The 24,452-nt window shown below is 61.7% G+C and carries 25 protein-coding genes; 16 read left to right on the top strand and 9 right to left on the bottom strand.

The features are described 5' to 3' along the window. Positions 1-235 precede the first annotated feature (235 nt). The 3 genes from PSCI_RS21610 to PSCI_RS21600 all read left to right on the top strand — a co-directional run bounded on the left by PSCI_RS21610 (position 236) and on the right by PSCI_RS21600 (position 3,333). Complete coding sequence (locus tag PSCI_RS21610; RefSeq protein WP_045490896.1) at positions 236-772, top strand: DUF4880 domain-containing protein; 537 nt, start codon at positions 236-238, stop codon at positions 770-772. A 91-nt stretch (positions 773-863) separates the two neighbouring features. Continuing rightward, a complete protein-coding gene (locus PSCI_RS21605; RefSeq protein WP_045490895.1) occupies positions 864-2,000 on the top strand; it encodes a M14 family metallopeptidase in 1,137 nt (378 codons plus the stop codon). A 40-nt stretch (positions 2,001-2,040) separates the two neighbouring features. Next, positions 2,041-3,333, top strand: a complete 1,293-nt coding sequence (locus tag PSCI_RS21600) for a leucine-rich repeat-containing protein kinase family protein (RefSeq protein ID WP_045490894.1) — start codon at positions 2,041-2,043, stop codon at positions 3,331-3,333. A 1-nt stretch (position 3,334) separates the two neighbouring features. Here the strand turns inward: PSCI_RS21600 and PSCI_RS21595 are convergent, their stop codons facing one another. Continuing rightward, positions 3,335-4,039, bottom strand: coding sequence for a YebC/PmpR family DNA-binding transcriptional regulator (locus tag PSCI_RS21595; protein ID WP_045490893.1), 705 nt, complete (start codon positions 4,037-4,039; stop codon positions 3,335-3,337). A gap of 279 nt (positions 4,040-4,318) precedes the next feature. On the opposite strand from PSCI_RS21595, the gene PSCI_RS21590 reads away from it, so the two are divergent. Further along, entirely contained in the window at positions 4,319-6,169 is a 1,851-nt protein-coding gene (locus PSCI_RS21590; RefSeq protein WP_045490892.1) for a type VI secretion system Vgr family protein, read from the top strand. Here the strand turns inward: PSCI_RS21590 and PSCI_RS21585 are convergent. After that, positions 6,166-6,939 (bottom strand): enoyl-CoA hydratase, encoded by a 774-nt coding sequence (locus PSCI_RS21585; RefSeq protein WP_045490891.1) that lies wholly within the window; start codon positions 6,937-6,939, stop codon positions 6,166-6,168. The two genes, PSCI_RS21590 and PSCI_RS21585, sit on opposite strands and share 4 nt — an antisense overlap. An 88-nt stretch (positions 6,940-7,027) precedes the next feature. Next, positions 7,028-8,227: an acetyl-CoA C-acyltransferase gene (locus PSCI_RS21580; protein ID WP_045490890.1), complete on the bottom strand. Its 1,200-nt coding sequence runs from the start codon at positions 8,225-8,227 to the stop codon at positions 7,028-7,030. Between the two features lie 162 nt (positions 8,228-8,389). Here PSCI_RS21580 and PSCI_RS21575 point away from each other — a divergent pair, with 162 nt between their 5' ends. After that, positions 8,390-8,878 carry an LEA type 2 family protein gene (locus tag PSCI_RS21575; protein WP_045490889.1) on the top strand — a complete coding sequence of 163 codons (489 nt, stop codon included), beginning with the start codon at positions 8,390-8,392 and terminating at the stop codon, positions 8,876-8,878. 14 nt (positions 8,879-8,892) lie between these two features. On the opposite strand, the gene PSCI_RS21570 is transcribed toward PSCI_RS21575, so the two are convergent. Then, positions 8,893-9,147 carry a hypothetical protein gene (locus PSCI_RS21570; RefSeq protein WP_045490888.1) on the bottom strand — a complete coding sequence of 85 codons (255 nt, stop codon included), beginning with the start codon at positions 9,145-9,147 and terminating at the stop codon, positions 8,893-8,895. A 140-nt stretch (positions 9,148-9,287) separates the two neighbouring features. Here PSCI_RS21570 and PSCI_RS21565 point away from each other — a divergent pair, with 140 nt between their 5' ends. Then, positions 9,288-9,605: a DUF883 family protein gene (locus PSCI_RS21565; protein ID WP_045490887.1), complete on the top strand. Its 318-nt coding sequence runs from the start codon at positions 9,288-9,290 to the stop codon at positions 9,603-9,605. 59 nt (positions 9,606-9,664) lie between these two features. Here PSCI_RS21565 and PSCI_RS21560 read toward each other — a convergent pair whose 3' ends face one another. Then, positions 9,665-10,018 (bottom strand): hypothetical protein, encoded by a 354-nt coding sequence (locus PSCI_RS21560; protein WP_045490886.1) that lies wholly within the window; start codon positions 10,016-10,018, stop codon positions 9,665-9,667. A gap of 445 nt (positions 10,019-10,463) precedes the next feature. Here PSCI_RS21560 and PSCI_RS21555 point away from each other — a divergent pair, with 445 nt between their 5' ends. From PSCI_RS21555 to PSCI_RS21530, 6 genes are all read left to right on the top strand, one after another. Next, positions 10,464-11,093, top strand: coding sequence for a paraquat-inducible protein A (locus tag PSCI_RS21555; RefSeq protein ID WP_045490884.1), 630 nt, complete (start codon positions 10,464-10,466; stop codon positions 11,091-11,093). After that, complete coding sequence (locus PSCI_RS21550) at positions 11,090-11,707, top strand: paraquat-inducible protein A (protein WP_045490882.1); 618 nt, start codon at positions 11,090-11,092, stop codon at positions 11,705-11,707. Before PSCI_RS21555 ends, PSCI_RS21550 begins: the two co-directional genes overlap by 4 nt. Further along, positions 11,697-13,376, top strand: a complete 1,680-nt coding sequence (locus tag PSCI_RS21545) for a PqiB family protein (RefSeq protein WP_045490880.1) — start codon at positions 11,697-11,699, stop codon at positions 13,374-13,376. Before PSCI_RS21550 ends, PSCI_RS21545 begins: the two co-directional genes overlap by 11 nt. Beyond that, complete coding sequence (locus PSCI_RS21540; protein ID WP_045490878.1) at positions 13,373-13,990, top strand: PqiC family protein; 618 nt, start codon at positions 13,373-13,375, stop codon at positions 13,988-13,990. The genes PSCI_RS21545 and PSCI_RS21540 overlap by 4 nt, the downstream gene beginning before the upstream one ends. Before the next feature lie 371 nt (positions 13,991-14,361). Then, positions 14,362-14,808 carry a helix-turn-helix domain-containing protein gene (locus PSCI_RS21535; protein ID WP_045494721.1) on the top strand — a complete coding sequence of 149 codons (447 nt, stop codon included), beginning with the start codon at positions 14,362-14,364 and terminating at the stop codon, positions 14,806-14,808. Between the two features lie 251 nt (positions 14,809-15,059). Next, entirely contained in the window at positions 15,060-15,872 is an 813-nt protein-coding gene (locus tag PSCI_RS21530) for a class I SAM-dependent methyltransferase (protein WP_045490876.1), read from the top strand. 5 nt (positions 15,873-15,877) lie between these two features. Here the strand turns inward: PSCI_RS21530 and PSCI_RS21525 are convergent, their stop codons facing one another. Continuing rightward, a complete protein-coding gene (locus tag PSCI_RS21525; RefSeq protein ID WP_045490875.1) occupies positions 15,878-16,840 on the bottom strand; it encodes a FecR domain-containing protein in 963 nt (320 codons plus the stop codon). Next, on the bottom strand, positions 16,837-17,352 hold the full coding sequence (locus PSCI_RS21520) for a sigma-70 family RNA polymerase sigma factor (protein ID WP_045490873.1): 516 nt from the start codon (positions 17,350-17,352) through the stop codon (positions 16,837-16,839). The genes PSCI_RS21525 and PSCI_RS21520 overlap by 4 nt, the downstream gene beginning before the upstream one ends. 206 nt (positions 17,353-17,558) lie before the next feature. Here PSCI_RS21520 and PSCI_RS21515 point away from each other — a divergent pair, with 206 nt between their 5' ends. From PSCI_RS21515 to PSCI_RS21505, 3 genes are all read left to right on the top strand, one after another. Beyond that, positions 17,559-17,903: a nuclear transport factor 2 family protein gene (locus PSCI_RS21515; RefSeq protein WP_045490871.1), complete on the top strand. Its 345-nt coding sequence runs from the start codon at positions 17,559-17,561 to the stop codon at positions 17,901-17,903. Positions 17,904-17,984: 81 nt separating this feature from the next. Continuing rightward, a complete protein-coding gene (locus PSCI_RS21510) occupies positions 17,985-19,205 on the top strand; it encodes a putative DNA modification/repair radical SAM protein (RefSeq protein ID WP_045490870.1) in 1,221 nt (406 codons plus the stop codon). Beyond that, positions 19,202-20,041 (top strand): TIGR03915 family putative DNA repair protein, encoded by an 840-nt coding sequence (locus PSCI_RS21505; RefSeq protein ID WP_045490868.1) that lies wholly within the window; start codon positions 19,202-19,204, stop codon positions 20,039-20,041. The genes PSCI_RS21510 and PSCI_RS21505 overlap by 4 nt, the downstream gene beginning before the upstream one ends. Here PSCI_RS21505 and PSCI_RS21500 read toward each other — a convergent pair. Next, positions 20,038-20,880 carry a PhzF family phenazine biosynthesis protein gene (locus tag PSCI_RS21500; RefSeq protein WP_045490866.1) on the bottom strand — a complete coding sequence of 281 codons (843 nt, stop codon included), beginning with the start codon at positions 20,878-20,880 and terminating at the stop codon, positions 20,038-20,040. The two genes, PSCI_RS21505 and PSCI_RS21500, sit on opposite strands and share 4 nt — an antisense overlap. A 108-nt stretch (positions 20,881-20,988) precedes the next feature. Between PSCI_RS21500 and PSCI_RS21495 the strand changes: the two genes are divergently transcribed. After that, a complete protein-coding gene (locus PSCI_RS21495; RefSeq protein WP_045490864.1) occupies positions 20,989-21,849 on the top strand; it encodes an NAD-dependent protein deacetylase in 861 nt (286 codons plus the stop codon). 198 nt (positions 21,850-22,047) lie between these two features. Here the strand turns inward: PSCI_RS21495 and PSCI_RS21490 are convergent, their stop codons facing one another. Further along, positions 22,048-24,408, bottom strand: coding sequence for a DNA polymerase II (locus tag PSCI_RS21490; RefSeq protein ID WP_045490862.1), 2,361 nt, complete (start codon positions 24,406-24,408; stop codon positions 22,048-22,050). Positions 24,409-24,452 lie beyond the last annotated feature (44 nt).

The following is a 24,452-nucleotide window of genomic DNA, read 5'->3' as shown; positions in this document are numbered from 1 at the left end:
TTTCTCGCTGCTTCAGGCTAATGAAGTCTTTGCTGTTGCTCATGGGCGGCATCATAGCAAAGCGATATTGAACTGCGTCATAGTTTTTAACTCATATCTCTATGAAAATTGGCAATTGTTGACACTTTTCACTTGAGAATGATTCTCGACCTCACTAATCTGTACGCATGTCACGGGTGACATCCCTGAACCAAGGACGTCCCCGCCCTCCACGCAAGATCAGCGAGCGTAGAACATGAGTAGCCAACTCTCATCTTTACTGCATATGCCCATCCGGACCGACGCTGAGGCTACTACGCAAACGCTCGAACTGACCCGACGCCTGGGCAAACTGCCGCGGCATATCCGCCAGGTATTTCTGCTTAGCCGCCTGGAACAGCTCTCGCACACCGAGATCGCCAGCTTCATGGGGATTGCCACCGACAAGGTCGAACGCGCCATGTTGCGGGTCATGCATCACGCGCACCGTGACCTGGCGGACACCCACGCGCCATTGGCGACCCACGATCAGGCCGACGCCTGGTATATCCACTTGCAAAGCCCGGCGGCGACTGCCAGCCAGCGTATCGAGTTTCGTCACTGGATCGACGCCGATCCGGCCAATCTGGCGGCGTTCCAGGCCAGCGAGCGGCTCTGGCGGCAATTGCAACCGGCGGCTGCACTTCTGGGCGCCTCTGGCTGGCACCGACGCAAACGCCGCGGCTACCTGGGCTGGTACCTGCTGACGGCGTTCATTGGCAGCCTGATGGTGACTGCCGAAGCCTTCAGCTGATCACTAATGACCGATCGACGACTGAAAAGCCCGTCAAGATCCCTGTAAAGTAATTGCCACACCCCGGCACTTGCGCATACAGGGAGACACCGTGAGTCTGAACATCAGCGCCGATTTTGACAGCGGCAATATTGAAGTCATCGATGCCAGCGACAGCCAGCGCATCGAACTGGCGATCCGCCCCGACAGTAACAGCCCGCATTACCAGTGGTTCCACTTCAAGGTCGATGGCCTGATTCCCGGCCAGCACTACCACTTCAGGCTCGGCAATGCTGCCGACGCAAGCTACGGGCATGCCTGGCACGGCTACAACGCGGTGGCATCCACTGACCACCAGAGCTGGTTTCGCGTGCCCTCCAGCTTCGACGGCCAGGCGCTGAGTTTCCGTTTCGAAGCCAGTCACCGCCAGGCCTGGTTTGCCTATTTCGAACCCTATAGCCGTGAGCGCCATACGCGCCTGATCGAACAGGCGCTAAGCAATGCCGGCTGCCAGTTGCTGGCCACCGGGCACAGCGTCGAAGGCCGCGATATTGCCTTGCTGCGCAAAGGCGACGGCGCGCCCGGCAAGCGCAAGATCTGGATCATCGCCCAACAGCATCCGGGCGAGCATATGGCCGAGTGGTTTATCGAAGGCATCATCGAGCGTTTACAGGAGCCTGCCGACGCCGCGTTGCAGACCTTGCTCGCCGCCGCCGACCTGTATCTGGTGCCGAACATGAACCCGGACGGCGCCTTTCATGGCCATCTACGCACCAATGCCCGCGGCAAAGACCTTAACCGCGCCTGGCAAGACAGCAATGCCCAGGACACGCCGGAGGTGTTCTTCATCCAGCAACAAATGGAACAGTATGGCGTGGATGCCTTTATCGATGCCCATGGCGACGAAGACATCCCTTATGTCTTCACCGCCGCCTGCGAAGGCAATCCGGGTTACAGCCCCAGGCAGGCCGCGCTTGAGGCGCAGTTTCGCAGCACCCTGGAGGGTATCACTCCGGACTTCCAGAGCCTGCACGGCTACCCCCGCAGCGCGCCTGGGCAGGCCAATATGAGCCTGGCCTGTAACAGTGTCGGTGAACGCTACCAATGCCTGGCGCTGACCCTGGAAATGCCCTTCAAGGATCACGACAACGCCCCGAACCCGCACACCGGCTGGTCCGGGCAACGCTCAAAGGCGCTGGGCCGTGACGTGCTCGGTGCTCTGGCGCAAATGGTTCAGGCGTTACGCTGAATCTCCCCTACCACACCGGTAACCTGGATAATCCCGACCCATGCATTCTCTTGCAGACCTGCGCGCCGGCAAACTGGCCGGCATCCGTCGCCTTGATCTGAGCTGCGGCCTGGAGCACTTCCCGCAGGAAATCTTTGACCTGGCCGACTCGCTGGAAGTCCTCAACCTGAGCGGCAACGCCTTGAGCAGCCTGCCGGATGATTTGCACCGCCTGACAAAACTCGAAGTGCTGTTTGTTTCTGACAACCTGTTCACCGAGCTGCCACCCGTACTCGGGCGCTGCGAACGGCTGAGCATGATCGGCTTCAAGGCCAACCGCATCGAACACGTACCCGCCGAGTCGCTGCCGCCGCAGCTGCGCTGGCTGATCCTTACCGATAACCGCCTGGAGACCTTGCCGGAGCAGCTTGGCCGGTGCCCGATGCTGCAGAAACTGATGCTCGCCGGTAACCGCCTGCAAAGCCTGCCAGCAAGCCTTGCGAACTGTCAGCAGCTGGAATTGCTGCGCCTGTCCGCCAACCAACTGCCGGCGTTGCCTGACTGGCTGATGCAAATGCCGGCCCTGGCCTGGCTGGCGCACTCCGGCAACCCGTTCAGTCGCAGCCCTGAGCAGCCGGCAATCAAACGCATCCCCTGGGCGCAACTGCAACTGCAGCAACGGCTTGGCGAAGGGGCTTCGGGGGTCATCCAGCAAGGGCTATGGCACAGCGCTGAAGGCAGCAGAGCGGTGGCGATCAAACTGTACAAGGGCGAGCTGACCAGCGATGGCTCGCCACAGGATGAAATGCTCGCGTGCATGGCCGCCGGGGCGCATCCGCAATTGATTGAGGTCATCGGCGAGGTCGACGGCCACCCCGATCAGCGTCGTGGCCTGGTCATGGGCCTGATTGACCCTGCGCTGCGCAACCTGGCCGGCCCGCCAAGCCTGGCCTCCTGCAGCCGGGATATCTACCCGCCAGACACCGTGCTGAGCCTGCCGGTGGTGCTGCGCCTGGCAACCGGTATCGCGTCAGTGGTGGCCCATCTGCACACGATCGGCATCACTCATGGTGATCTGTATGGGCATAACATCCTCTGGCAAGCAGACGGCCAGTGCCTGCTGGGCGACTTTGGCGCCGCCGCCTTTCATCCGCATGCTCGCATCAGCACTGCGCTGGAGCGCATCGAGGTACGGGCATTCGGGATTTTGCTCGAAGAGCTGCTGAGTCACTGCCCGGACAGTGACTCCTGCCCGGCGCTGGCACGACTGGCTGCACGTTGCGTACAGCCAGCTGTGGCGCTGAGGCCAGGGATGCAGGAAGTCCATGACTGCCTGCAAGCCCTCGCAGGCTGAATCAGCCCGCCAGCCCGACGTACATGTCTTGCACGTCATCGTTGTTGTCGAGCGCTTCCAGGAACGCCTCGACTTCAGCCATCTGCTCATCGGTCAGGCCGTCGACGGTGTTCTTGGGGCGATAACCCAGTTTCGCCGACTGCACGGTAAACCCCTGCTCGGGCAATGCCTTGCACACCAGGTCCAGGTCAGTCGGCTCGGTGAGGAACAGGGTCACCCCCTCCTCGCCTGGCTCGCAATCCTGGGCACCGGCTTCGATGGCAGCCTCTTCAGGGTCGATATCCGCCGAATTGGCGACCGCCTCGATCATGCCCTGATAAGCGAAGTCCCAGGATACCGAACCCGAAGCGCCCAACTGGCCCTTGCGAAACAGCACGCGGATTTCCGCGACGGTGCGGTTGACGTTGTCGGTCAGGCATTCGACGATCACCGGCACCCGGTGCGGCGCGAAGCCTTCATAGGTGACCCGCTCGAAGCTGACGGTTTCACCCAGCAGGCCGGCGCCTTTTTTGATCGCGCGCTCCAGCGTGTCACGCGGCATCGAGGCCTTTTTGGCCTGCTCGACCACCAGGCGCAGGCGCGAGTTCATGTCAGGATCAGCACCGCCGCGGGCGGCAACCATGATTTCCTTGGACAGCTTGCCGAAGATCTTGCCCCTGGCATTGGCGGCCGCTTCTTTATGTTTGACTTTCCACTGTGCGCCCATGTCTGCTGCTCTCTCTCGCTTCACTGGCGTCCCGCCACGACAAGATGACAGAACGCTGAAAAAGGTATCGCCCGGAATACTCCGAACACAGGGCGAGCATTCTATACGCCCGACGTATAGATGGAACCCCTCCAACAATTTCATAACCGCTGTCCGACAATTACCCCAGAGCCCTACAGGGCTGTAGGCCATTTCTGAAATAACCGGCAACTATGCCTTTGCGCTCCGGCTTTTCGTACCCTTCGCAGCCTTAACCCCCTGAGGAGGGAGCATCTGTGCATGCTCAATGATTCTGCCTGCCCGATCAGCCTGAAAATCCCAGGCCTGCCGATGGACTTCAGGGTTGCCGCCTTTAGCGGCCAGGAAGCCTTGAACGAGCCGTGGCGGTATACGATCGATCTGATCAGCCGCGATCCAGGCCTGGAGCTTGCCAGGCTGCACGGCCGACCGGCGAGTTTCATCGCCCGCGCCGGGCATCCTGCTGTCGACGGTGAAATCATTGACGCCTGCCAGCTGTACGCCGGCACCTGCCTGAGCCATTACCGCATCAGTCTGGCGCCGCGCCTGCAACGCATGACCAGCCCCCCAAGGCAACGATTGTTCAGCGGCCAGAGCAGCCTGCAGCTCATCGAACGTCTACTGAGTGAAAACGGGTACGATCCAACAGAGCTGCGCCTCGAACACCTGCACGGCGTGTATCCGGCCCGCAATCAGTGCATTCAGTATCAAGAGAGCGACCTGCATCTGCTGCAGCGGGTGTGTGAAGAAGAAGGTATTCACTTTCACTTCGACGGTCAGCAACTGGTGTTCTCGGATGACCCGGCAAGTTTTACCGAGCGCCTGGAGCCGTTGCTGGCCCACCTGCCCTCCGACCGGAGCGGCCTGCTTGATCAGCTCTGTGAATTTCGCGGTTTACAACCCGTCACCCCGACGCTGCGCCAGGCAACCCACGGTGCCACGCCGTCCCACCCGCAAGCCTGGCAATTACAGCAGCGCAGCCGTGACCTGGAACGACTGCGCTGCGGTGCTCGTCAGCTCAGCGGGCAGAGCCGCGATGCGGCGCTGCGCTGCGGGCAGGTCATACGCATTGCCAGACACCCCGAGCAGCGTTACAACGACCACTGGCTGGTGACCCGCGTGCATCACTACGGCAGGCAGATGGGCGTATTCGAAGGGCAAGACCCCCACGAGATTGCCACGATCGTGCGCAACCTTGCCGCTGCCGATACTCATGACTGGGCGCTCAACGCCCCGCTGTTGGATCTGGGCGAGCACAGCGATCCCGGATACGGCAACAACTTTGCGGTCATACCCTGGACCCAGCCGTTTCGCCCGGCCTTGCGCCATCCAAAACCCCGAATCAACGGGCTGCATGCGGCAACGCTGATCGACAGCACAGCCAATCGCCAGGCCAGCCTGAAGATCCGGCTCGACTGGCAGACAACCGGCAGCGCTCCGGTACAGGCGCAGCTAATCCCCGGTCGCTTGCCCGCCGATCAACCGCTGCTGCCCGGCAGCCGGGTTCGGGTGGCCTATCTGGACGGCGACCCGGACCGGCCGACGATCTGCGCCCTGTTGCCTGGCAGCATCGCTGCAGGGCCGCTGCGCTTGAGCCTTGATGGCTGCCCGATTGAGCCGGGCACAGAACAACTGGCGGTCCAACGCGGTCAACACTTGCAGATCTGCGCCACCCAAGCGCTGAGCCTGAGCGGCGCGCTGGCCAGCATTCGGCTCGGGCACCAGGGCATCGAGGTCAGCGCAGCCAGGCTGCAATTGACCCGACGCAGGCAACAACAGCCACTGCAGGATCTACGCCTGGTCGTGCAAGGCACGCCGCTGCGCGATTGCGTCTGGTATATCGTCCACATGGACAAGCCGGGGCTGGAAAATCTGTCTCTGCTTGACCCGGAGCATGTGTTATTCGAGGGCCGCACGGACGATCAGGGCTATCTGGGCATGACTGCCGAGCAGCGGCGCCGGTTGGCCATGGAATATGCCCGGGGTGCGCAGACGCTGTGCCTGCTGCACCCCGGCCACTGTGTCACGCTGCATCACTATCTGCGCCAGAGCAGCAATGATGCCCTGCATCAGGCGTTGCTCGATGCCGCCACCGCGCCGCAAACAGATTAACGCCCCCTGAACTGCGGCGGGCGCTTGGCTACAAATGCCGCCATGCCTTCTTTCTGGTCCTGGCTGGCGAACACCGCATGAAACACCCGTCGCTCAAAGCGGATGCCTTCGGCCAGGCTGACCTCGAATGCACGATTGACGCTTTCCTTGACCATCATCGCCACCGGCAGCGATTTGGCAGCGATGGCCGCGGCGGCCTCAAGGGCCTCATCGAGCAGCCGTTCTGTGGCGACCACCCGCGACACCAGCCCGGCGCGTTCGGCTTCATGGGCATCCATCAGACGCCCGGTAAGGCACATTTCCATGGCCTTGGCCTTGCCTACCGCCCGGCTCAGGCGTTGTGTGCCGCCCATCCCGGGCAACACCCCCAGATTGATTTCCGGCTGACCAAAACGGGCGTTGTCGGCGGCCAGAATAAAGTCGCACATCAATGCCAGCTCACAACCACCGCCAAGGGCAAAACCAGCCACTGCAGCGATAATTGGCTTGCGCCGCCCGGCGACCCGGTCGCTTTCGCTGAACAGATCGTCCAGGTAGATCTGCGGGTAAGTCAGCTCGGCCATTTCCTTGATGTCTGCACCGGCGGCAAACGCTTTCTGTGAGCCGGTGAGCACAATGCAGCCGATCTGCGAATCGGCCTCGAACTGATCCAGCGCGTGGTTCAACTCATCGATCAATTGGGCATTAAGGGCATTCAATGCCTGCGGACGGTTGAGTGTGATGAGCGCAACCCTGTCTCTGACCTCGGCAAGGATTTCGCTATAAGCCATTGTTTTTTATCCTTTTTATTTGAAACGGGCGGTTAACACCAAATTGAACAATCAACATTCATATCCAATCATAACCTCTTGATTAACCTCAGCTTATTAACTCAACAGCCATGGCCGTAGCCTCACCACCACCGATGCAGATTGCCGCCACCCCACGGCGCTTGCCGTGACGCCGCAGCGCCGCCAGCAAGGTCACCAGAATCCTCGCCCCCGAGGCCCCCACCGGATGCCCCAGCGCACAGGCGCCGCCGTGGACATTGACCCGTGCATGATCCAGCCCCAGCTTGTTCATCGCCACCAGCGTCACCACCGCAAAAGCCTCGTTGATTTCGAACAGATCAACCTGATCGGCTGACCAGCCGGTCCTCGACCACAGCGCCTCAATCGCGCCAATCGGCGCGGTGGTGAACAGGCCTGGCTTATCGGCATAGGCAGCATGACCATGGATCACGGCCAGCGCGCTCAGGCCACGGCGCTCGGCCTCTGAGCGGCGCATCAACAGCAGCGCAGCGGCACCGTCGGAAATGGAACTGGAGTTGGCCGCCGTTACCGTTCCGCCATCGACAAATGCCGGTTTGAGCGAGCCGATCCGGTCCGGCCGGGCTTTGGGTGGCTGCTCATCCTGGCTGATACGCTTGCGCTCTTTCCCGACGCTGACCTCAAGCGGGACGATTTCTTCCTCGAACCAGCCATTGGCCATGGCATGTTGAGCGCGACTCAGCGATGCCAGGGCAAATGCGTCCTGGTCTTCGCGGGTGAAGCCGTGCGATTGCGCGCACTCCTCGGCGTAGGTGCCCATCAGCCGACCGGGCTCGAAGGCATCCTCCAGGCCGTCGTAAAACATGTGATCCAACACCCGACCATGGCCCATGCGATACCCCTCACGCGCCCGGTCCAGCAGGTAAGGCGCGTTGGACATGCTTTCCATGCCACCGGCCAGCACGACCGTGGCGCTGCCGGCCAGCAGCAGATCATGCGCCTGGATCACCGTCTGCATGCCAGAGCCGCACATCTTGTTCACGGTCGTGCAGCGCGTCGCCATGCTCAGCCCGGCGCCCAGTGCAGCCTGCCGGGCCGGTGCCTGACCCAGCCCGGCCGGCAGCACGCAACCAAACAGCACCTCCTCGACCGCCTGCGGCTCGATACCGGCCCGGGCGACGGCCGCAGCGATGGCTGCACTCCCCAATTGCGGGGCGCTCAGGCTGCGCAATTCACCCTGAAAGCCGCCCATCGGCGTGCGCGCTGCGCTGACGATAACCACCGGGTCCTGATGACTCTGAACGGTCATGGAACTCTCCTCCTGAACACAAGATTGCTCGGCCAGATGCCCAACGCGATGGTGGCACCCGCCATACAGTCTTGAGCTTAGTGGAAAAACCCAGGCGACCGGTGCGGCGAATATCTGCCGGCCTCGATGGTCAGATTCTGTGTTGCCTTTCTGGAGCCCGCCATGTTGCGCCATACACGTCGCCTGCTGCTTGTCTCACTGTTCTGCGCACTGGGCGCCTGCGCGTGGTTACCGGATCGTGATCCACTGGTGATCGAAGTGGCAGGCATCGAGCCGCTACCCGGCGAGGGCCTGGAAGTGCGCATGGCCGTGAAGTTGCGGGTTCAGAACCCCAACGACAGCGAGATCCACTACAACGGCGTGGCCCTGCGCCTGGAGGTCAACGACCGCTTGTTGGCTTCCGGGGTCAGTGACCAGCATGGCCGGGTGGCCAGCTATTCGCAGGCGCTGATCACTGTGCCGGTGAGCATCACGGCGTTCTCTGTACTGCGCCAGACTCTGGGGCTCGGCGAGGCGCAGGCACGCGGTCGGCCGCTGGACGGGTTGCCGTACACCTTGCACGGCAAGTTCGGCGGCGGCCCGTTCGGCACCCAGCGCTTCAGCAGCAGCGGCACCTTGAACCTGCCTGGCAGCGCCACCGGCGGCTGGTGAGTCTGGCGGGGCAGTTAGCGGGCAGCGGCCATCAAACGATTGACCTCACTGCGCACCATGTTGGCGTACTCAGGCGGACTCATGGCATCCAGTTCGCCACGTACCCATTCGGCCCACTTGCCCTTGCGTTTGGATTTTTCGCCGATCAGACGCGCGGCATCACCCTTGGCCTTGCCCAGATTGCTCTGCCATAGCTCGAACAGACGCGATTTTTCGTCTTCGATCTCGGCACGTTCGGCCTGGGAAAGGTTGGCGAGATTGAAACTCATGGCGGTTACCTCTTACAAAAACCGGGAGCAATCTTACACGGCCAGGACCATGACGCCGAACAGCCGATTGAACAACTTGCAACTTTTGCCGCCGCCCGGTACTCAATGGTTCAAATGCCATCCACTGAAAGGAAACCACCATGGCCCGCAAAACCGCCGCGCAAAACCCTGCTGACCAGATCAAGGATCAGGCTTTCAGCGAATTGCAGTCGCTGATCGAAGAATCGGAAAAGCTGCTCAAAGACAGCGCCGCGCTGGTCGGAGAAGACGCCGAAACGCTGAAAGCGCAATTGAGCCTGAAGCTCAATCAGGCGTTGGAAGCGGTGACCAGCGTGCGTGAGCGTGCGCGCCCGGCCGTCGAGGCGACCGAGACCTATATCGGCGGCCACCCATGGCAGACCGTTGCGATATCGGCAGGGTTCGGGCTGGTTGTCGGCCTGTTGCTGGGCCGTCGCTAAAAATCATTGTCGCTGGAACGGGCTCGACAGAGTGCCGGTTCCAGCCACATAGAAGCGCCTTAAAGTGCGCGATTGACCAGTGCAGGTTTGGCAAAGCGGTGCGATTTGGCCACTTTGGCTTCCAGCCCGGTCAGCTGTTCCTGGCCTTGCTCCTGCGACTCGTAAGGCCCCAGCAGGATCTGCTGCTTTCCATCGAGATTGACGATCACCGGCGCATAATGACGCTCCAGCAGCCACGCGCTGGTGTCGCTGATCGCCTCACGGGTGTTCATCTGGATGTACCACTTAGGCTGACTGACCTGCGGCGCCTGCACTTGGGCACTGGCAGCAGACTCATGGGCTGGCGTCGGGGACTTGCCGGCATCACATGCGGTCAACGCCAGTGCCGCCATTATCATTACCATTTTGCGCACGTCGAACTGCTCCTGACTGATCGAGGCAGGAGTCTATCACTGTGCACCGCTTCAGCGACCGGTTGCGCTAAGGTGACGCAGCCAGGTGCTCGATCAACCGGCCACTGCTGGATGCCGTCATAGCGCCAGCAGCCGGGCGTTTGCAGCAGCGACCGGGTCGCCTGTGCTGTTTTTTGATCATGTAATCAGATATTTCACGAAATATCAGCCCCGCGAGGCCAGCGTCCCGCCGATGAGAGGACTCAGCGCAACCGGCCACATTTGCAGGGTAAATCCGTGAAATAATGGCTCTGTGACATGGGAACGTCATTCTGCCCCTGTGGTCCATCCTTGAGCCACTTTCGCCTCAATCAATGTGCATAAATACAAGCCTCAGCGGCAGCAAACAGGTATCTTCCTGCACCTTGCGTTGTAGCCTTTTCCAGAACCAGCAGCCACGGCATCGATGAGCACTGAAACGTCCAGCCAGCCACAGCCGGCCCTGATTATTTGCGAGCACTGCGACTCGCTGTATGAAATTCATCCCTTGCGCGCAGGCGAGTCCGCTTACTGCTTGCGTTGTCGCGCGCTGCTTGGCCGCGGTCAACGCATGTCACTGGAGCAATGGCTGGCCCTGACCGTGACGGCCGCCATGCTGTTTCTGCTGGCCAATATCTTTCCGGTGATCAGCATCAGCATGAAAGGCCTGAGCAACGAAGTCACGCTCTGGCAGTCAGTCGAAGCCTTGGCTCAGGGACGTATCACCCTGATTGCGCTGGTCGCCGGTCTGTCGATCATCTTTGCCCCGCTGCTGCAGATCGCGCTGCTGCTCTGGGTCTTGCTGCATGCCCAGCGCGGCATTGTTGCGCCCGGCTTCAAGGCATGCATGCGCGCCCTTGAGCATCTGCGGCCGTGGAGCATGCTTGAGGTCTGCATGCTTGGCATCCTGGTGGCAATCATCAAACTGTCGGGCATGCTTGATGTACATCCAGGGATAGGCCTGTGGGCGATGGGCATGTTAATGGTGCTGATCCTGCTGATCGCCAATCGCAACATTCGCCGGCTATGGGACATCCTTGAGGTGAAGCCTTCATGAGCCACATCCCTTATGCCCATGAGCATCAACTCAACCTGTGCCACATCTGTGGCTACGCCTGCGCACAAGAGCTGCACTGTTGCCCACGCTGTGATTCACCGGTGCATCGGCGTAAACCCAACAGCCTCACGCGCACCTGGGCGTTTCTGATCGCCGGGCTGATTTTCTATATTCCAGCCAATGTCTTGCCGGTGATGTACACCAACATGCTCGGCAACAGCAGCGAAAGTACGATCATGGCCGGCGTCATCGATTTTGTGCACCACGGCTCGTGGGACATCGCGCTGCTGATCTTTATCGCCAGCGTTCTGGTGCCGTGCCTGAAGTTCGCGGTGCTGGGCATGTTGCTGGTGACCTGCCAGCGGCGCAGTCAGTGGGCGATGGTTGAGCGTACCCGGCTGTATCGTTTCATCGAGCTGATCGGCTATTGGTCGATGCTCGACGTGTTGGTCGTGGCTCTGGTGGCGTCACTGGTGCAGTTTCGCGAACTCAGCAGCATCGAGCCGCGCATCGGCATCCTGTTCTTTGGTTTGGTCGTGGTGATGACAATGTTCGCCGCCATGAGTTTTGATCCCCGGCTCATCTGGGATGCAGAGGTTGAAGATGTCCGATAACACCCCCCCTACGTCCGCGGCAGTCCCTACCCGCCCGGAGATCAAACCGCGCCGGGCGAGGATCTCGCTGGTCTGGCTGGTGCCGATCGTGGCCGGCCTGATCGGCCTGTCCATGGCCGCCCACGACTGGATGAACATCGGCCCGAAGATCAAGGTCAGTTTCCAGACCGCAGAAGGCCTGGAAGCCAACAAGACCCAGGTCAAATACAAGAACGTGGTGATCGGTACGGTCACTGCCATCGACCTGAGCGAGGATCGTACCCACATCCTGGCCACCATCGAGCTGAACAATAGCGCCACGCCCTTCACCCGGGTCGACAGCCAATACTGGGTGGTGCGCCCGCGCATCGGTGCACACGGCGTGTCCGGGGTCGACACCCTGCTCTCCGGCGCGTTCATCAACGCCGATGCAGGCAATGCCGAGCAGACCAAAGATCATTTCACCGGCCTGGAAACCCCGCCGCCGGTGACCTTCGGTGAAAAGGGCAAGCGCTTCGTGCTGCGTACCGATGACCTTGGATCGCTGGATATCGGCTCGCCGATCTATTACCGGCGCATCCAGGTCGGCCAGGTGGTGGGCTATAACCTGTCTGACAACGGCAAAGGCGTCGACGTGCAGATTTTCATCAATTCGCCCAACGATAAGTACATCACCACCGACACGCGCTTCTGGAACGCCAGCGGGGTGGACGTCACCGTGGGCGCAGCGGGTCTGAAAATCGATACCCAGTCGCTGGCGTCGATCGTCTCCGGCGGTATCGCCTTCCGTGAGCCGAACTGGAGCCCGGATGCCAAACCTGCTGACGAGTATGCCGAGTTCCGCATCTTCGACGATCAGGCCACCGCCCTGGCCCCACCAGATGGCGAGCCGCGCTATATCCGCATGCGCTTCAAACAGTCACTGCGCGGCCTGGCGGTCAATGCACCGGTGGACTTCCTGGGCGTCAATATCGGCAAAGTGGTGTCGGTCGATCTCGACTACGACGGCGACACCAAGACCTTCCCCGGCGTAGTGGGGGCGGTGATCTATCCCAAGCGCCTCGGCGCCGCCGAGGAAAAACTCCAGAAGCTGGCGGGCAATGGCGATGAAGACGAGCAATCGGCGCGGATTCTCGGCGCCTTCGTCAGCAATGGCCTGCGCGCCCAGGTACGCACCGGCAACCTGCTCACCGGCCAGTTGTACATTGCCATGGAATTCGACCCCAAGGCACCGAAAGTGGCTTTCGATCAACGCGCCCGGCCGCTGGAGATCCCGACCGTGGCAGGCAGCTTCGACAAGCTACAGGAGCAGTTGCAGGCCTTTGTCGACAAACTCAGCCGCCTGCCGATCGACGAGCTGGCGACCAACCTCAATGGCAGCCTGAGCGAGCTGCAAAAAACCCTGAAAACCGTCAACGGCAGCGTATTGCCGCAAATGCGTGGCACCCTGCAACAGGCCGAGAAAACCCTGGCCAGCGCCAACGACACCTTGGGCGAAGACTCTCCTGGCCGCCAGCAGCTTGGTCAGGCACTGGATGAAGTACAACGCGCAGCCCGCTCGGTGCGGGTGCTGACCGACTTCCTCGGTCGCCAGCCCGAATCGCTGATTCGGGGCCGCAGCAGTGATGCTGCACCGGCCTCGTTCAAAAGCTCGTCGTCGCGTAACAAGAATGTGGAGCCACAAGAATGACCCTGCGCCGCAAGTTTGCTGTTCTGGCCGCCGTTTTCGGTCTGGCCGCCTGCTCGTCACCGACCCTGCGCTACTACACCCTGGTCGCGCCCATGGACTCCGCCCCCCCGCAACGCAGCGCACCGGCGCCGTTCCAGTTTGAAATGCTCCCGGTGCTGCTGCCGGTGCAGGTCGACCAGCCGCCGCTGGTCGTGCGCCAGGGCGATGGCAGCCTAGCGATACTCGACACTGAGCGCTGGGGCGCGCCGCTGGGCGATGAGTTTCATGACGCTCTGACCGCCCAGCTCGAACGGCTGTGGAATCGCCGCGATGTGGCGGGGCTGCCCAAAAACAGCGATGAGCCGCTGCTGTCACTGCGCGCTGACGTACGCCGCTTTGAATCGGTGCCCGGCCAGTTTGCGCTGATCGACGTGGTATGGAATCTGAGCTTGCGTAGCGGCCCGAGCGGCAGCAAGCGCGAGAACCTGACCTGCAGCAGCGTGATCCGCGAAAATGCCGCAGCCAGCATGGAAAACCTGGTGCTGGCCCATCAACGCGCCGTGAGCCGCCTGGCCGAGCAGATTGCCCAGACAGGCCGTAACTGGTCGCAGCAGCGTAGTGCCGGCTGCCCTTGACAGCGGCCATGCCCGTCAGTGTGTACTGACGGGCTTTGCTGCGGCCTGAATGAGCCGCTTGCCTGCCGCATAAGGCACTCTACAAACGCACGTTCTGGATAAACCAGAACAAAATTCAACCCGGTTTATACCTGTTATTTTTTTAACAATGCTTAGCATCAAAACGTTCCACTTCGTACAAAAAAGTACTAATGGCCACTACTCCACCGGGGTATTTCCGGGTATCGTGCGCGCACCAAATCATATGGTCCGCGAACTTTTCGGATGACCTTCAGTTGCTGCCCGTCCGGGCAGCAGGTCTGTTCGCTCTTCAAATCACTATGCCTTCGCCGGGTTTACGCCTGCGCGAAAGATTGATCGAGGACAAACGGATGACCGGGATTGGTCCACGCCTGAAGCGTGAACGTGTACGCCTGAAACTTTCCCAGAGCGCGCTGGGGGCCATTGGTGGCGTTGAAACCAACGCCCAGGGCAATTATGAAAACGGCATGAGATACCCCAGGGCCGATTACCTCTCACGGGTATCGGAAGTTGGCGTTGATGTCAGCTATGTGGTCACCGGGCAATCTCGCCCACCTCCCGCCAATGACGCATCGTCTGCGCAGCCGAGCGAAAATCTGGAGCACGTCATCGCCGCCCTGCATGAAAGCCTGCATGGCATGAGCCGCAACCTGTACCAGATGACCCGTATGCTGGAAGCCAGAACCCAGCATACCGAGCCTGACGGTGCCTGTTCGCTCGACGCGCTGTGCAATGAGGCTGAATCCATCAGCCTGGCGGCGCTGCGGCTGATCTACACCACCGCGCGGCTCGTTTAGGCTTTTAGAGAAAGTCGGCGAGCGCAGGCAGTTTTGCTACACCCTCCAGGACCATTCATCCAGCCATATGGCGACTCTTGCCCAGCATAGTCAGCGCACTGACTATGCTGATCACTCCTGCATCGAGAGACTCCACCGGCTGGCATACGCTTACCAGCCCAGAGACAAAGCCGGGTCTGCAAGCCGTTACCTTTCTTCGCTCATCGGGGTTTCCCGCCCTCTACCTGCATCCCGCCGACAGGTGACCCCTGATGAAAGCCCCCGTGGATCTGCAACAACTCAAAAAGCGCCATAACCAGGTCTGGAGCAGCGGCGACTACGCCGTGATCGGCACCGGACTGCTGCTCACGGCTGAACTGCTTGCCGAAGCCTGCGACTTGCGCTACGACGAAACCGTGCTGGACGTTGCCGCCGGTAACGGCAACGCCAGCCTTGCCGCCGCCCGGCGCGGCTGCGTGGTAACCTCCACCGACTTTGTCGGCGCGCTGCTTGAGCGCGGGCGCGAACGGGCAAGGGCCGAGCGCTTCGACATCAGTTTTCTGGAAGCCGATGCCGAAGCCCTGCCGTTTGCCGATGCCAGCTTCGACGCGGTGCTGTCGACCTTTGGTGTGATGTTCACCCCTGACCAGCCTCGCGCTGCAGCTGAACTGGCCAGGGTCTGCCGGCCCGGCGGGCGCATTGGCCTGGCCTGCTGGACGCCGGACGGTTTTGTCGGACAGATGTTCAAGGCTCTTGCCAGGCATGTACCGCCACCTGAAGGCATACGCTCACCGTTGCAGTGGGGTAACAGAAGTTGCCTGGACGACTTGTTTGCCGCCACCGCCAGCGAGGTGCGGGTAACACCGCGACTGTTCAATATGCGTTATCGCTCTGCGCAGCACTTTATCGACACCTTCCGCGCCTGGTACGGGCCACTGCACATGGCCTTTGCCAGTTTGTCCGCGAACGACGCGCAGCGCTTGCAACAGGACTTGAGCGACCTGCTAAAACGCATGAACCGGGCCGGTAGCGAATCGCTGATCGTCCCGGCGGAATATCTTGAAGTGGTGATCGTGCGGCGCTGAGCGGCTCAGACGACTTTCGGGCGCGCGACCAGGGTGACCCAGTAGCGCGTCCGGCGCTGTACCTGAATCGGCAGGCTGGCGGCCAGCAGGTCGAGGATCTGTTCGGTGTCGTCCAGCCGGAAGGAGCCAGTCACGGCCAACTGCTCCAGGCCAGGCTCCCAACGCAAGATGCCCGGCCGGTAGCGGCCAAGCTCGGTCAGGAAGCTGCCCAACGGGCGATTTTCGACACTCAGCACGCCCATGCGCCAATCCGGCTGACGGGCGTCGAAGCGTTCTATCGGCGTGATGCCGTCGATATTCAACGAAGCGCGCTGCCCGGCCTGCAGGCGCTCGATAGCACCGCTGGCCGAGCGCAACTCGACACTGCCGCGGCTGACCGACACCCGGCAGCGCCGGGCATCCTGACGAACACACAGCTCGGCGGCACTGGCACTGATCTGCCCAAGACGGGTTTGAATGCTCACCTGCTGCGCATCAGCGGCCATGTTCAGTGCCAGTTCACCGTCGATCAGTCGCAACTGGTGCTGGCCGGCCCGCCACTCCAGATCCACCGCCGTGGCGGTGTTGAGCTGCAATTGACTGCCATCGGGCAAGCCGACCATGCGCCGCTCACCGGTGGCGGTCCGCAAGTCGGCACTCCAGTTGGCCAGCGGCAGTTGCCGGCTCAGCAGCCAGCCCGTCGGCAACAATGCCGCCACCACCAGCGCCCGCTTGAGCACGGCGCGTCGTTGCAGGTCAGGGCCGGGCCGGTCGAGGCTGGCCAGCGCAAGCTGGGCAGGCACCTCGGCAAAGCGCTGGCGCAGCCCCTGGGCCTTCTGCCACATCTGCTCATGGTGATGCGACTGTTCGCGCCAGTGACGCAAGCGTGCGAGATCCTCGGCGCTGGCGCTGCCCGATTCGATCAACGCCAGCCAATAGGCTGCTGCATGCGCCAGCTGACGCGCCTGATCCTGACTGTCGCCGCTCACAGATCAGCCACCAGGCAGTGCTCATAGGCTTGCGCCATATAGCGTTTGACGGTGCGCTGCGAGACCTGCAGCCGCTCGGCAATCTGCGCGTAGCTCAACCCCTCAAGCTGCGCCCAAAGGAACGCCCGGCGCACCGCCGGTGCCAGCCCATCGAGCAGATCATCCAGCGCTTGCAGGGTTTGCAGGACGATCCAGCGCTGCTCTGCCGACGGCGTCACGGCTTCAGGCAACTGGCTCAGTGCGTCAAGATAGGCTTGCTCCAGTTGCCGGCGCCGCTGATGGTTGAGCAGCAGGCGCTTGCCGACTGTCACCAGGTACGCACGCGGCTCGCGCAAGGCCGCCAACGGTTCGCCGCCAGGGCTGGCCAACACCCGCAGAAAGGTCTCCTGGCTCAGGTCGGCGGCATCCCAGCCATTGCCCAGCCGCCGACGCAGCCAGGACTCCAGCCAACTGCTGTGTTCGCGATAAAAACTGTCCAAGCCAGCCTGCATGGGTTGAGCGGCATCGGTCATGCGCGGAGCACTCTTTGGGTTCGACTCAAGAAATGAGAATAATTCTATTTAACTCGAACCCTTCCGCCAATCGGAATTTTTCCCGATTGGGGCCATTTGTCGCACAGCCCTGTCAATCGAGACAGGCCGACTAAGCTTGACTGGTCGCGTGCGACATCAATTTCTTACCCATTTCAGCAATGCTCTGCACCTTAAAGGACTAAAACATGATGACTCCGCCAGAAGACGATTACATCGAACAGGCCGTCGGTAACTATGTTGCAGGCATGGTCTTCGCCGATGAGGCGCTGTTGCGCCGCGCCATGCACCCGGACAGCCGGATCATGAGCTACAGCAATGGCCAGCCGCAGTGGTTCACCCTCGATGAGTTCATCGAGACCATCAAGACCGAAGGCAGCGCCGAGAGCGACTTCAGCCCGTTCTGGGAAGGACAGACAGAAGAATCCGCGTCGTCGGCCAATTCCGGCAATGAATACCGTAAATCACTCAAGGTCTATGCCGATTGCGTGAGCATCAACCGGCGTTACGCGACGGCCTACCAGCAGCACTGATCCTGCACCGGCCTTACCAGCGGCACTTGAGCCTCAGGGCGAAGCCCGATACTGTATGTAAAAACAGTATCGGGTTTTTTCATGCAGTTGATTGAAAAGCTGAGCATTCTGGCCGACGCCGCCAAATACGATGCCTCCTGCGCCAGCAGCGGCGCGCCCAAACGCAGTTCGGCCGGCAAGGCCGGACTGGGTTCGACCAATGGCATGGGCATCTGCCACAGCTATACCCCCGACGGCCGCTGCGTTTCGCTGCTCAAGGTATTGCTCACCAACTTCTGCCTGTACGACTGCCAGTATTGCGTCAATCGCCGCTCCAGCGATGTACCGCGCGCGCGCTTCAGCCCCGAAGAAGTGGTGCGCCTGACCCTGGACTTCTACCGTCGTAATTGTGTCAGCGGGCTGTTTCTCAGCTCAGGGATCATCCGCTCTTCGGATTACACCATGGAGCAACTGGTCGAGGTCGCCCGCCTGCTGCGCGAGAAACACGAGTTCCGCGGCTACATTCACCTCAAGACCATCCCGGACGCCGACCCGGCATTGATTGCGCTGGCCGGTCAATATGCCGATCGCCTCAGCGTCAATATCGAGCTGCCGACCGACAGCAGCCTGCAAATCCTCGCCCCGGAGAAAAACGTCAGCTCGATTCGCCGGGCCATGCACACCATCCACAGCGCCGAGCAGAACGTTCAGGGCGAGCCACGGGCGCCTCGCTTCGCCCCTGCCGGGCAAAGCACTCAGATGATCGTCGGCGCCGACAGCACCGACGACAGCACCATCCTGCGCAGCGCCCAGTCCATGTACAGCCATTACAAACTGCGGCGGGTTTACTACTCGGCGTTCAGCCCGATTCCCAACAGCCCAAGCAGCGTACCGTTGGCCGCCCCGCCTCTGCTGCGAGAACATCGGCTGTATCAGGCCGACTTTCTATTACGCGGTTATGGCTTCAAGGCCAATGAGCTGCTCAACGGGCCGGGGGATCTGGCGCTGGACATCGACCCCAAGCTGGCCTGGGCCTTGAATAACCGGGAGGTGTTTCCGCTGGACCTGAACCGCGCCGAGCCCAGCCTGATCGCGCGCATCCCGGGCATTGGCCTGCGCACCGCTCAGCGGCTGGTCGAACTGCGCCGGTTGCGCCGTATCCGCTATGAAGACCTGGCGCGGATGCGCTGTGTGCTGGCCAAGGCCCGGCCGTTCATCATCACCAGCGATTACCGGCCGTCCCAGGCCGAAACGCCCAGCGAGCGCCTGCACCAGCAGTTGCGTGACCGTCCGCAACCGCAACAGTTGGGGCTCTGGGCGTGATTTGCCTGGAGTGCGACGACCTGTTCGAGGTCTGGCGGCAACAGGCCCGCTGGCTGCTCAGCCACGGCATCGATCCGAGCCGGGTCAGTTGGCAAGGCGAGCGAGAAGCGGACCTGTTCGGCAGCGACGAAGCGTTGCCAGACGGCCTTGGCCCGTTCCAGGCTCGGGTGCCGCTGGCGCTGCTGGAGCAACTGCGCGCCGCCTCGCAATATTGCGGCGAGCAGCGCTGGAGCCTGTTGTATGAAGTGTTATGGCGGGTCAGCCATGGCGATCGCAGCGCCATGCTGGCCGGCGATCAACTGGGTAGCGAACTGCAGCGCCGGCTCAAGCAGGTCAGTCGCGAAGCCCATCACCTGCATGCCTTCCTGCGGTTCGTCGCCGTGCCGTCAGGCACCTCATGGCCAGACGACAACGCGCCGGACTACATCGCCTGGCATGAGCCGGCCCACGATATCCTGGCCAGTGCCAGCACGCATTTTATCGGCCGCATGGGCCGCCACCGCTGGCTGATTGCAACGCCCAAGGATGCGGTGTTCTACGACGCCAGTCGTCTGATCCACCATCGTCAGTGCCCTGATGCCTGGCGAGCGCTGGCACGCCAACCGCAAGACCCTGAAGGTGCGCTGTGGCTGACCTATTACCAGAACATCTTCAACCCGGCGCGGCTCAACCCCAAGGTCATGCAGGGCCATCTGCCCGCGCGGTTCTGGAAGAACCTGCCCGAAGGCCCGCTGATTCCGGAGCTGATTAGCCAGGCCCGCACCGGCAAGCAACGCGACGGCCAGGCCAGCAGCGTTGCCGCCCTGCCCGGCAAAAGAATCCGGCCGGCAAATTAAAGGCTGATCTGGCCCTCGATACAGGTCACACAGGCACCGCCGACCCAGATATCTTCACCAATACGTTGCACATGCACCCGGCCATTGCGGCCCAGGGCTGTGCCCTGGCTGACCAGGTAACGATCAGGTGCCAGCCCTTCCTCCAGTAACCAGCGGGCAATGCCTGCATTCAGGCTGCCGGTGACCGGATCTTCCGGCATGCCGTCGCCGCCGACAAAGGCGCGGACTTCAAAGCTGGCCGGGCCTTCAGCGCTTTCGGCCTGCCATGCGGCAAAAACACCCACGGCCATGCCGAGGATCCGGGAAAAGTCCGGAGTAACCGCCAGCACCTGCTCGCGGCTGGCCAGTCGCAGTGCAACCCAGCCCGCGCCGTTGTCGACCCAGCGAGCATCCAGCACTTGATCATCCGTAAGCCCCAGCGCGGCAATCAGCTGCTCCAGCAGTGCCGGTCCCAGCGGCCCGGCGCGCAACAGTGGCGGCGCCGTAAAGGCCAGAAGCTCGCCGTCACGGCGAATGCGCACCAGGCCGATACCGCACTGTTGAATGATTTCCCTGCCTTTGGCCACCCCGCCGCTCTGCAGCCAGGCATGGCAGGCGCCCAGCGTCGGGTGCCCGGCAAACGGCAATTCCTTGAGGGTGGTGAAGATCCGCACCCGATAGTCCGCCCGCGGATCAGTGGGTTGCAGCAGGAATGCGGTTTCGCTGAGGTTGGTCCAGTTGGCCAGCGCGGCCATGCGCTGCTCATCCAAATCATCGGCCTCCAGCACTACCGCCAGCGGGTTGCCTTGCAGGGGTTGGTCAGTGAATACGTCGAGTTGCTGAAATGGGTGGCGGCGCACGCTGGGCATCCTTTCCAAACTAAAGCTGGCGAGGGTGGCATAGCGATTGAACCGAGGTAAAGCACAATAATCATTAGACTGGGTAGATGACGTTGTCTGGAGTTCGGTATGTCCCTCGATAGGCTTTATGAGTATCTGCAACGCCCGCTGCTGGTGATTACCGGCGCCGGCATCAGCACCGCCTCCGGTATTCCGGATTATCGGGACCGCCAAGGTGTGCGCCGTGGCAGCCAGCCGATGATGTATCAGACGTTCATTGTCGACCCGGCGGCGCGTCAGCGTTACTGGGCCAGGGCCATGCTCGGTTGGCCGAGAATCCTCCAGGCACAACCCAACGCCGCGCATCTGGCCTTGGCCGAGCTGCAAAGCGCAGGACGAATCAGCGGCCTGATTACCCAGAACGTCGATGGCCTGCACCAGCGCGCTGGCAGTGCAGCCATTGAATTGCACGGCAGCCTGCACCGGGTGCGCTGCCTCGATTGCCAGGCGCAGTACGATCGGGCGCTTATCCAGACGCAGATGCAAGCCGATAACCCGCACATGCAGCAGGTCGAGGCCATGCAGGCACCGGACGGCGACACGTTGCTTGATGAGGCCCGCATCGGCGGTTTTCAGGTCCCCTCCTGCGCGCACTGTGAAGGCGTGCGGCTGAAGCCGGATGTGGTGTTCTTTGGCGAGAATGTCGCCCGCCAGACCGCCGCTGACGCCACGGCCCTGGCCACTGAAGCTGCAGGCGTGCTGGTGGTCGGCTCGTCACTGATGGCCTGGTCGGCCTTTCGGCTGTGCAAAGCCATGGCTGAGCAAGGCAAGCCGATCCTGGCCATCAATCAAGGCATTACCCGCGCCGATGAGCTGTTGACGGCGAAATTCGATGATCCGTGTGAAGAGCTATTGCCGCAGTTGGTTGTGCGCCTGGCAGAGCCTCCTGGCTTGCGCGACTTTCGCGATTTTCGCGATTTTCGCGACTAAAGTCGCTCCTACAGGATTGTTGCTAGAACCAATACTGTTCAGTTAAGTGCTTTATGTCCCCGGTGGGGAGCTTGCTCGCGAAGACGGCGGCAAACTCGCAGCAGATGCTGTGACTTCACCGGCCTCTTCACGAGCAACCAGAGCGCCGGCCGGCTGCTCCCGCAGAGATTTTTAGCACCTAATTGAACAGTCTTGCCGCTAGAACAGGTCCAGTTGCCCACCAATCAGCGTGGCGAACTCATCATTCACGAACGGCAGGATCGCGTCGGCAATCGGTTGAAGCTGGCGGGTGACGTAGTGATCGTAATCGATGGGCGCCTGGCGGGCTTCAAGGGGTTCAGGGCCATTGGTGGAGATCACGTAACTGATCCAGCCGCCACGCTGGTATTGCAGCGGTCGCCCCAGACGCTGGTTGCAGTTGTCGGCCAGACGCGCAGCACGCACATGCGGCGGGACATTGCGCTCGTAGTCGTCGAGTCGGCGGCGCAGACGCTTGCGATACACCAGCAACTCATCCTGTTCACCGGCCAGGGTCCGGCGCACATATTCACGGACAAACGCCTGATAAGGCTGGCGCTGGAAAATCAGCAGATAAAGTTGCTGCTGAAATTCCCGGGCCAGCGGCGACCAGTCGGTGCGTACCGACTCCAGCCCCTTGTAGACCATTTCTTCGCGGCCATCGCTGCGCGTGACAAGCCCGGCGTAGCGCTTCTTGCTACCCTCTTGCGCACCGCGAATGGTCGGCATCAGAAAGCGCGAATAGTGGATCTCGTATTGCAACTCCAGAGCACTGGACAGCCCGTACTGCGCTTGCAAATGACTCTGCCACCATTGGTTGACCTCCTCGACCAGGCCCCGCCCGATGGCTGCCGCGTCAGGTTCGGCGTGCGGTTTGCCAAGCCAGACAAAGGTTGAATCGGTATCGCCGTAGATCACCTGATAGCCACGCGCCTCGATCAGCTCACGGGTCTTCTGCATGATTTCATGGCCGCGCAGGGTGATCGATGAAGCCAGGCGGGTGTCGAAGAACCGGCAGCCACTGGAGCCCAGCACACCGTAAAACGCATTCATGATGATCTTCAGGGCCTGGGAAAGCGGCGCGTTGCCGTCACGCTTGGCCTGTTCGCGGCCTTGCCAGACCCGCTCGACAATACTCGGCAGGCTGTGCCGGGTGCGGGAAAAGCGCGCGCCACGAAAGCCTGCGACCGAGCGCTCATCATCCGGCTCACGCAGCCCCTCGATCAGACCGACCGGGTCGATCAGAAAGGTCCGGATGATCGAGGGGTACAGGCTCTTGTAATCGAGCACCAGCACCGACTCATACAGGCCCGGCTGCGAGTCCATCACAAAACCGCCGGGGCTGGCCTCGGGCATGCGCTCGCCCAGATTCGGCGCGACGAAGCCGGTGCGGTGCATCAGCGGGATGTACAGGTGATAGAACGCTGCGACCGAACCGCCGCTGCGATCGGCCGACAGGCCCGTTACCGTGGCGCGCTCCAGCAGGAAGGTGAGCAATTGGGTCTTGGCGAAGATCCGCGTGACCAGCTCACAGTCCTTGAGGTTATAGCGCGCCAGCGCCGACTTATCCTCGGCAAACAGGCGGTTGATCTCGTCCATGCGCTGGTACGGCGTGTCGATGGCCTTACCCTCACCGAGCAAGGTCTGGGCGACAGATTCCAGGCTGAATGACGGAAAACTCCAGGTCGCCGAGCGCAGCGCTTCGATGCCATCGATGATCAGCCGGCCGGCGGCTTCAGCAAAAAAATGCTGACGGCTGCCGTGCTCACGCCAGCCCAGCGGCTGGCCGCCACGGCCCAACAACAGCGGGATGCCCAAGCGTTTGGAGTGTTCTTGCAGCACCCGCAGGTCAAACTGCACCAGATTCCAGCCGATGATCGCGTCCGGGTCGTGCTTCGCCATCCAGTGGTTCAGGGCCTGCAGCAGCTCGGCGCGGCTGGCGCAGTACTGCAAGTTGAAATCCACGCCACTGGCGTCGCCATTGGCCGGCCCGAGCATGTACACCTGACGCTGGCCGCAGCCTTCAAGCCCGATGCAGTAAAGCTCGCCGTGCTCAGTGGTTTCGATGTCCAGCGAGGCCAGCCTTAGTGCTGGCCGGTAGTCCGGGTCCGGTCGGATATACGCCTCAATCAGCGTTGCGTCGGCCTGCGGTGTACCGCCAAACAGCACTGGCGCGGTGATGAAACGCTCCATCAGGTACCGGTCCGGCGGCCGGATGTCAGCTTCATAGACATCCAGGTTACCCTTGCGCAGGGTCCTTTCGATGTTCAGCAACTGCCAATACTGATTGCAGTAAATACCCAACACCGGCCGATGACGAAAGTCGCGCAGCTCCAGCTCGCGCAGTTGCACACCCTGCTCGCCGCGCAGCAAGGCCTCTGCGCGTTCACGCTGGACAGCCGGCATGAAGGCCACTGCCGGCTGGGCAGGCAGGCGAATGTGTTGCGGCCCGTGCTCGGTCGCCAGCCACAACTCGACTTCAACGCCCGCCGGCGTGTCGCGCCAGTGCCGACTGAGTATGAAACCCCGCTGTAAATCCAACGTTCTCGCCTCACCCATCTGCAAACCGCAGGCATTCTACGCGG

The sequence above is a fragment of the Pseudomonas sp. StFLB209 genome (assembly GCF_000829415.1).
Classification (GTDB): domain Bacteria; phylum Pseudomonadota; class Gammaproteobacteria; order Pseudomonadales; family Pseudomonadaceae; genus Aquipseudomonas.
The sequence above is the reverse complement of the archived record's forward strand: the minus strand, read 5'-3'. Positions and strand labels throughout refer to the sequence as shown.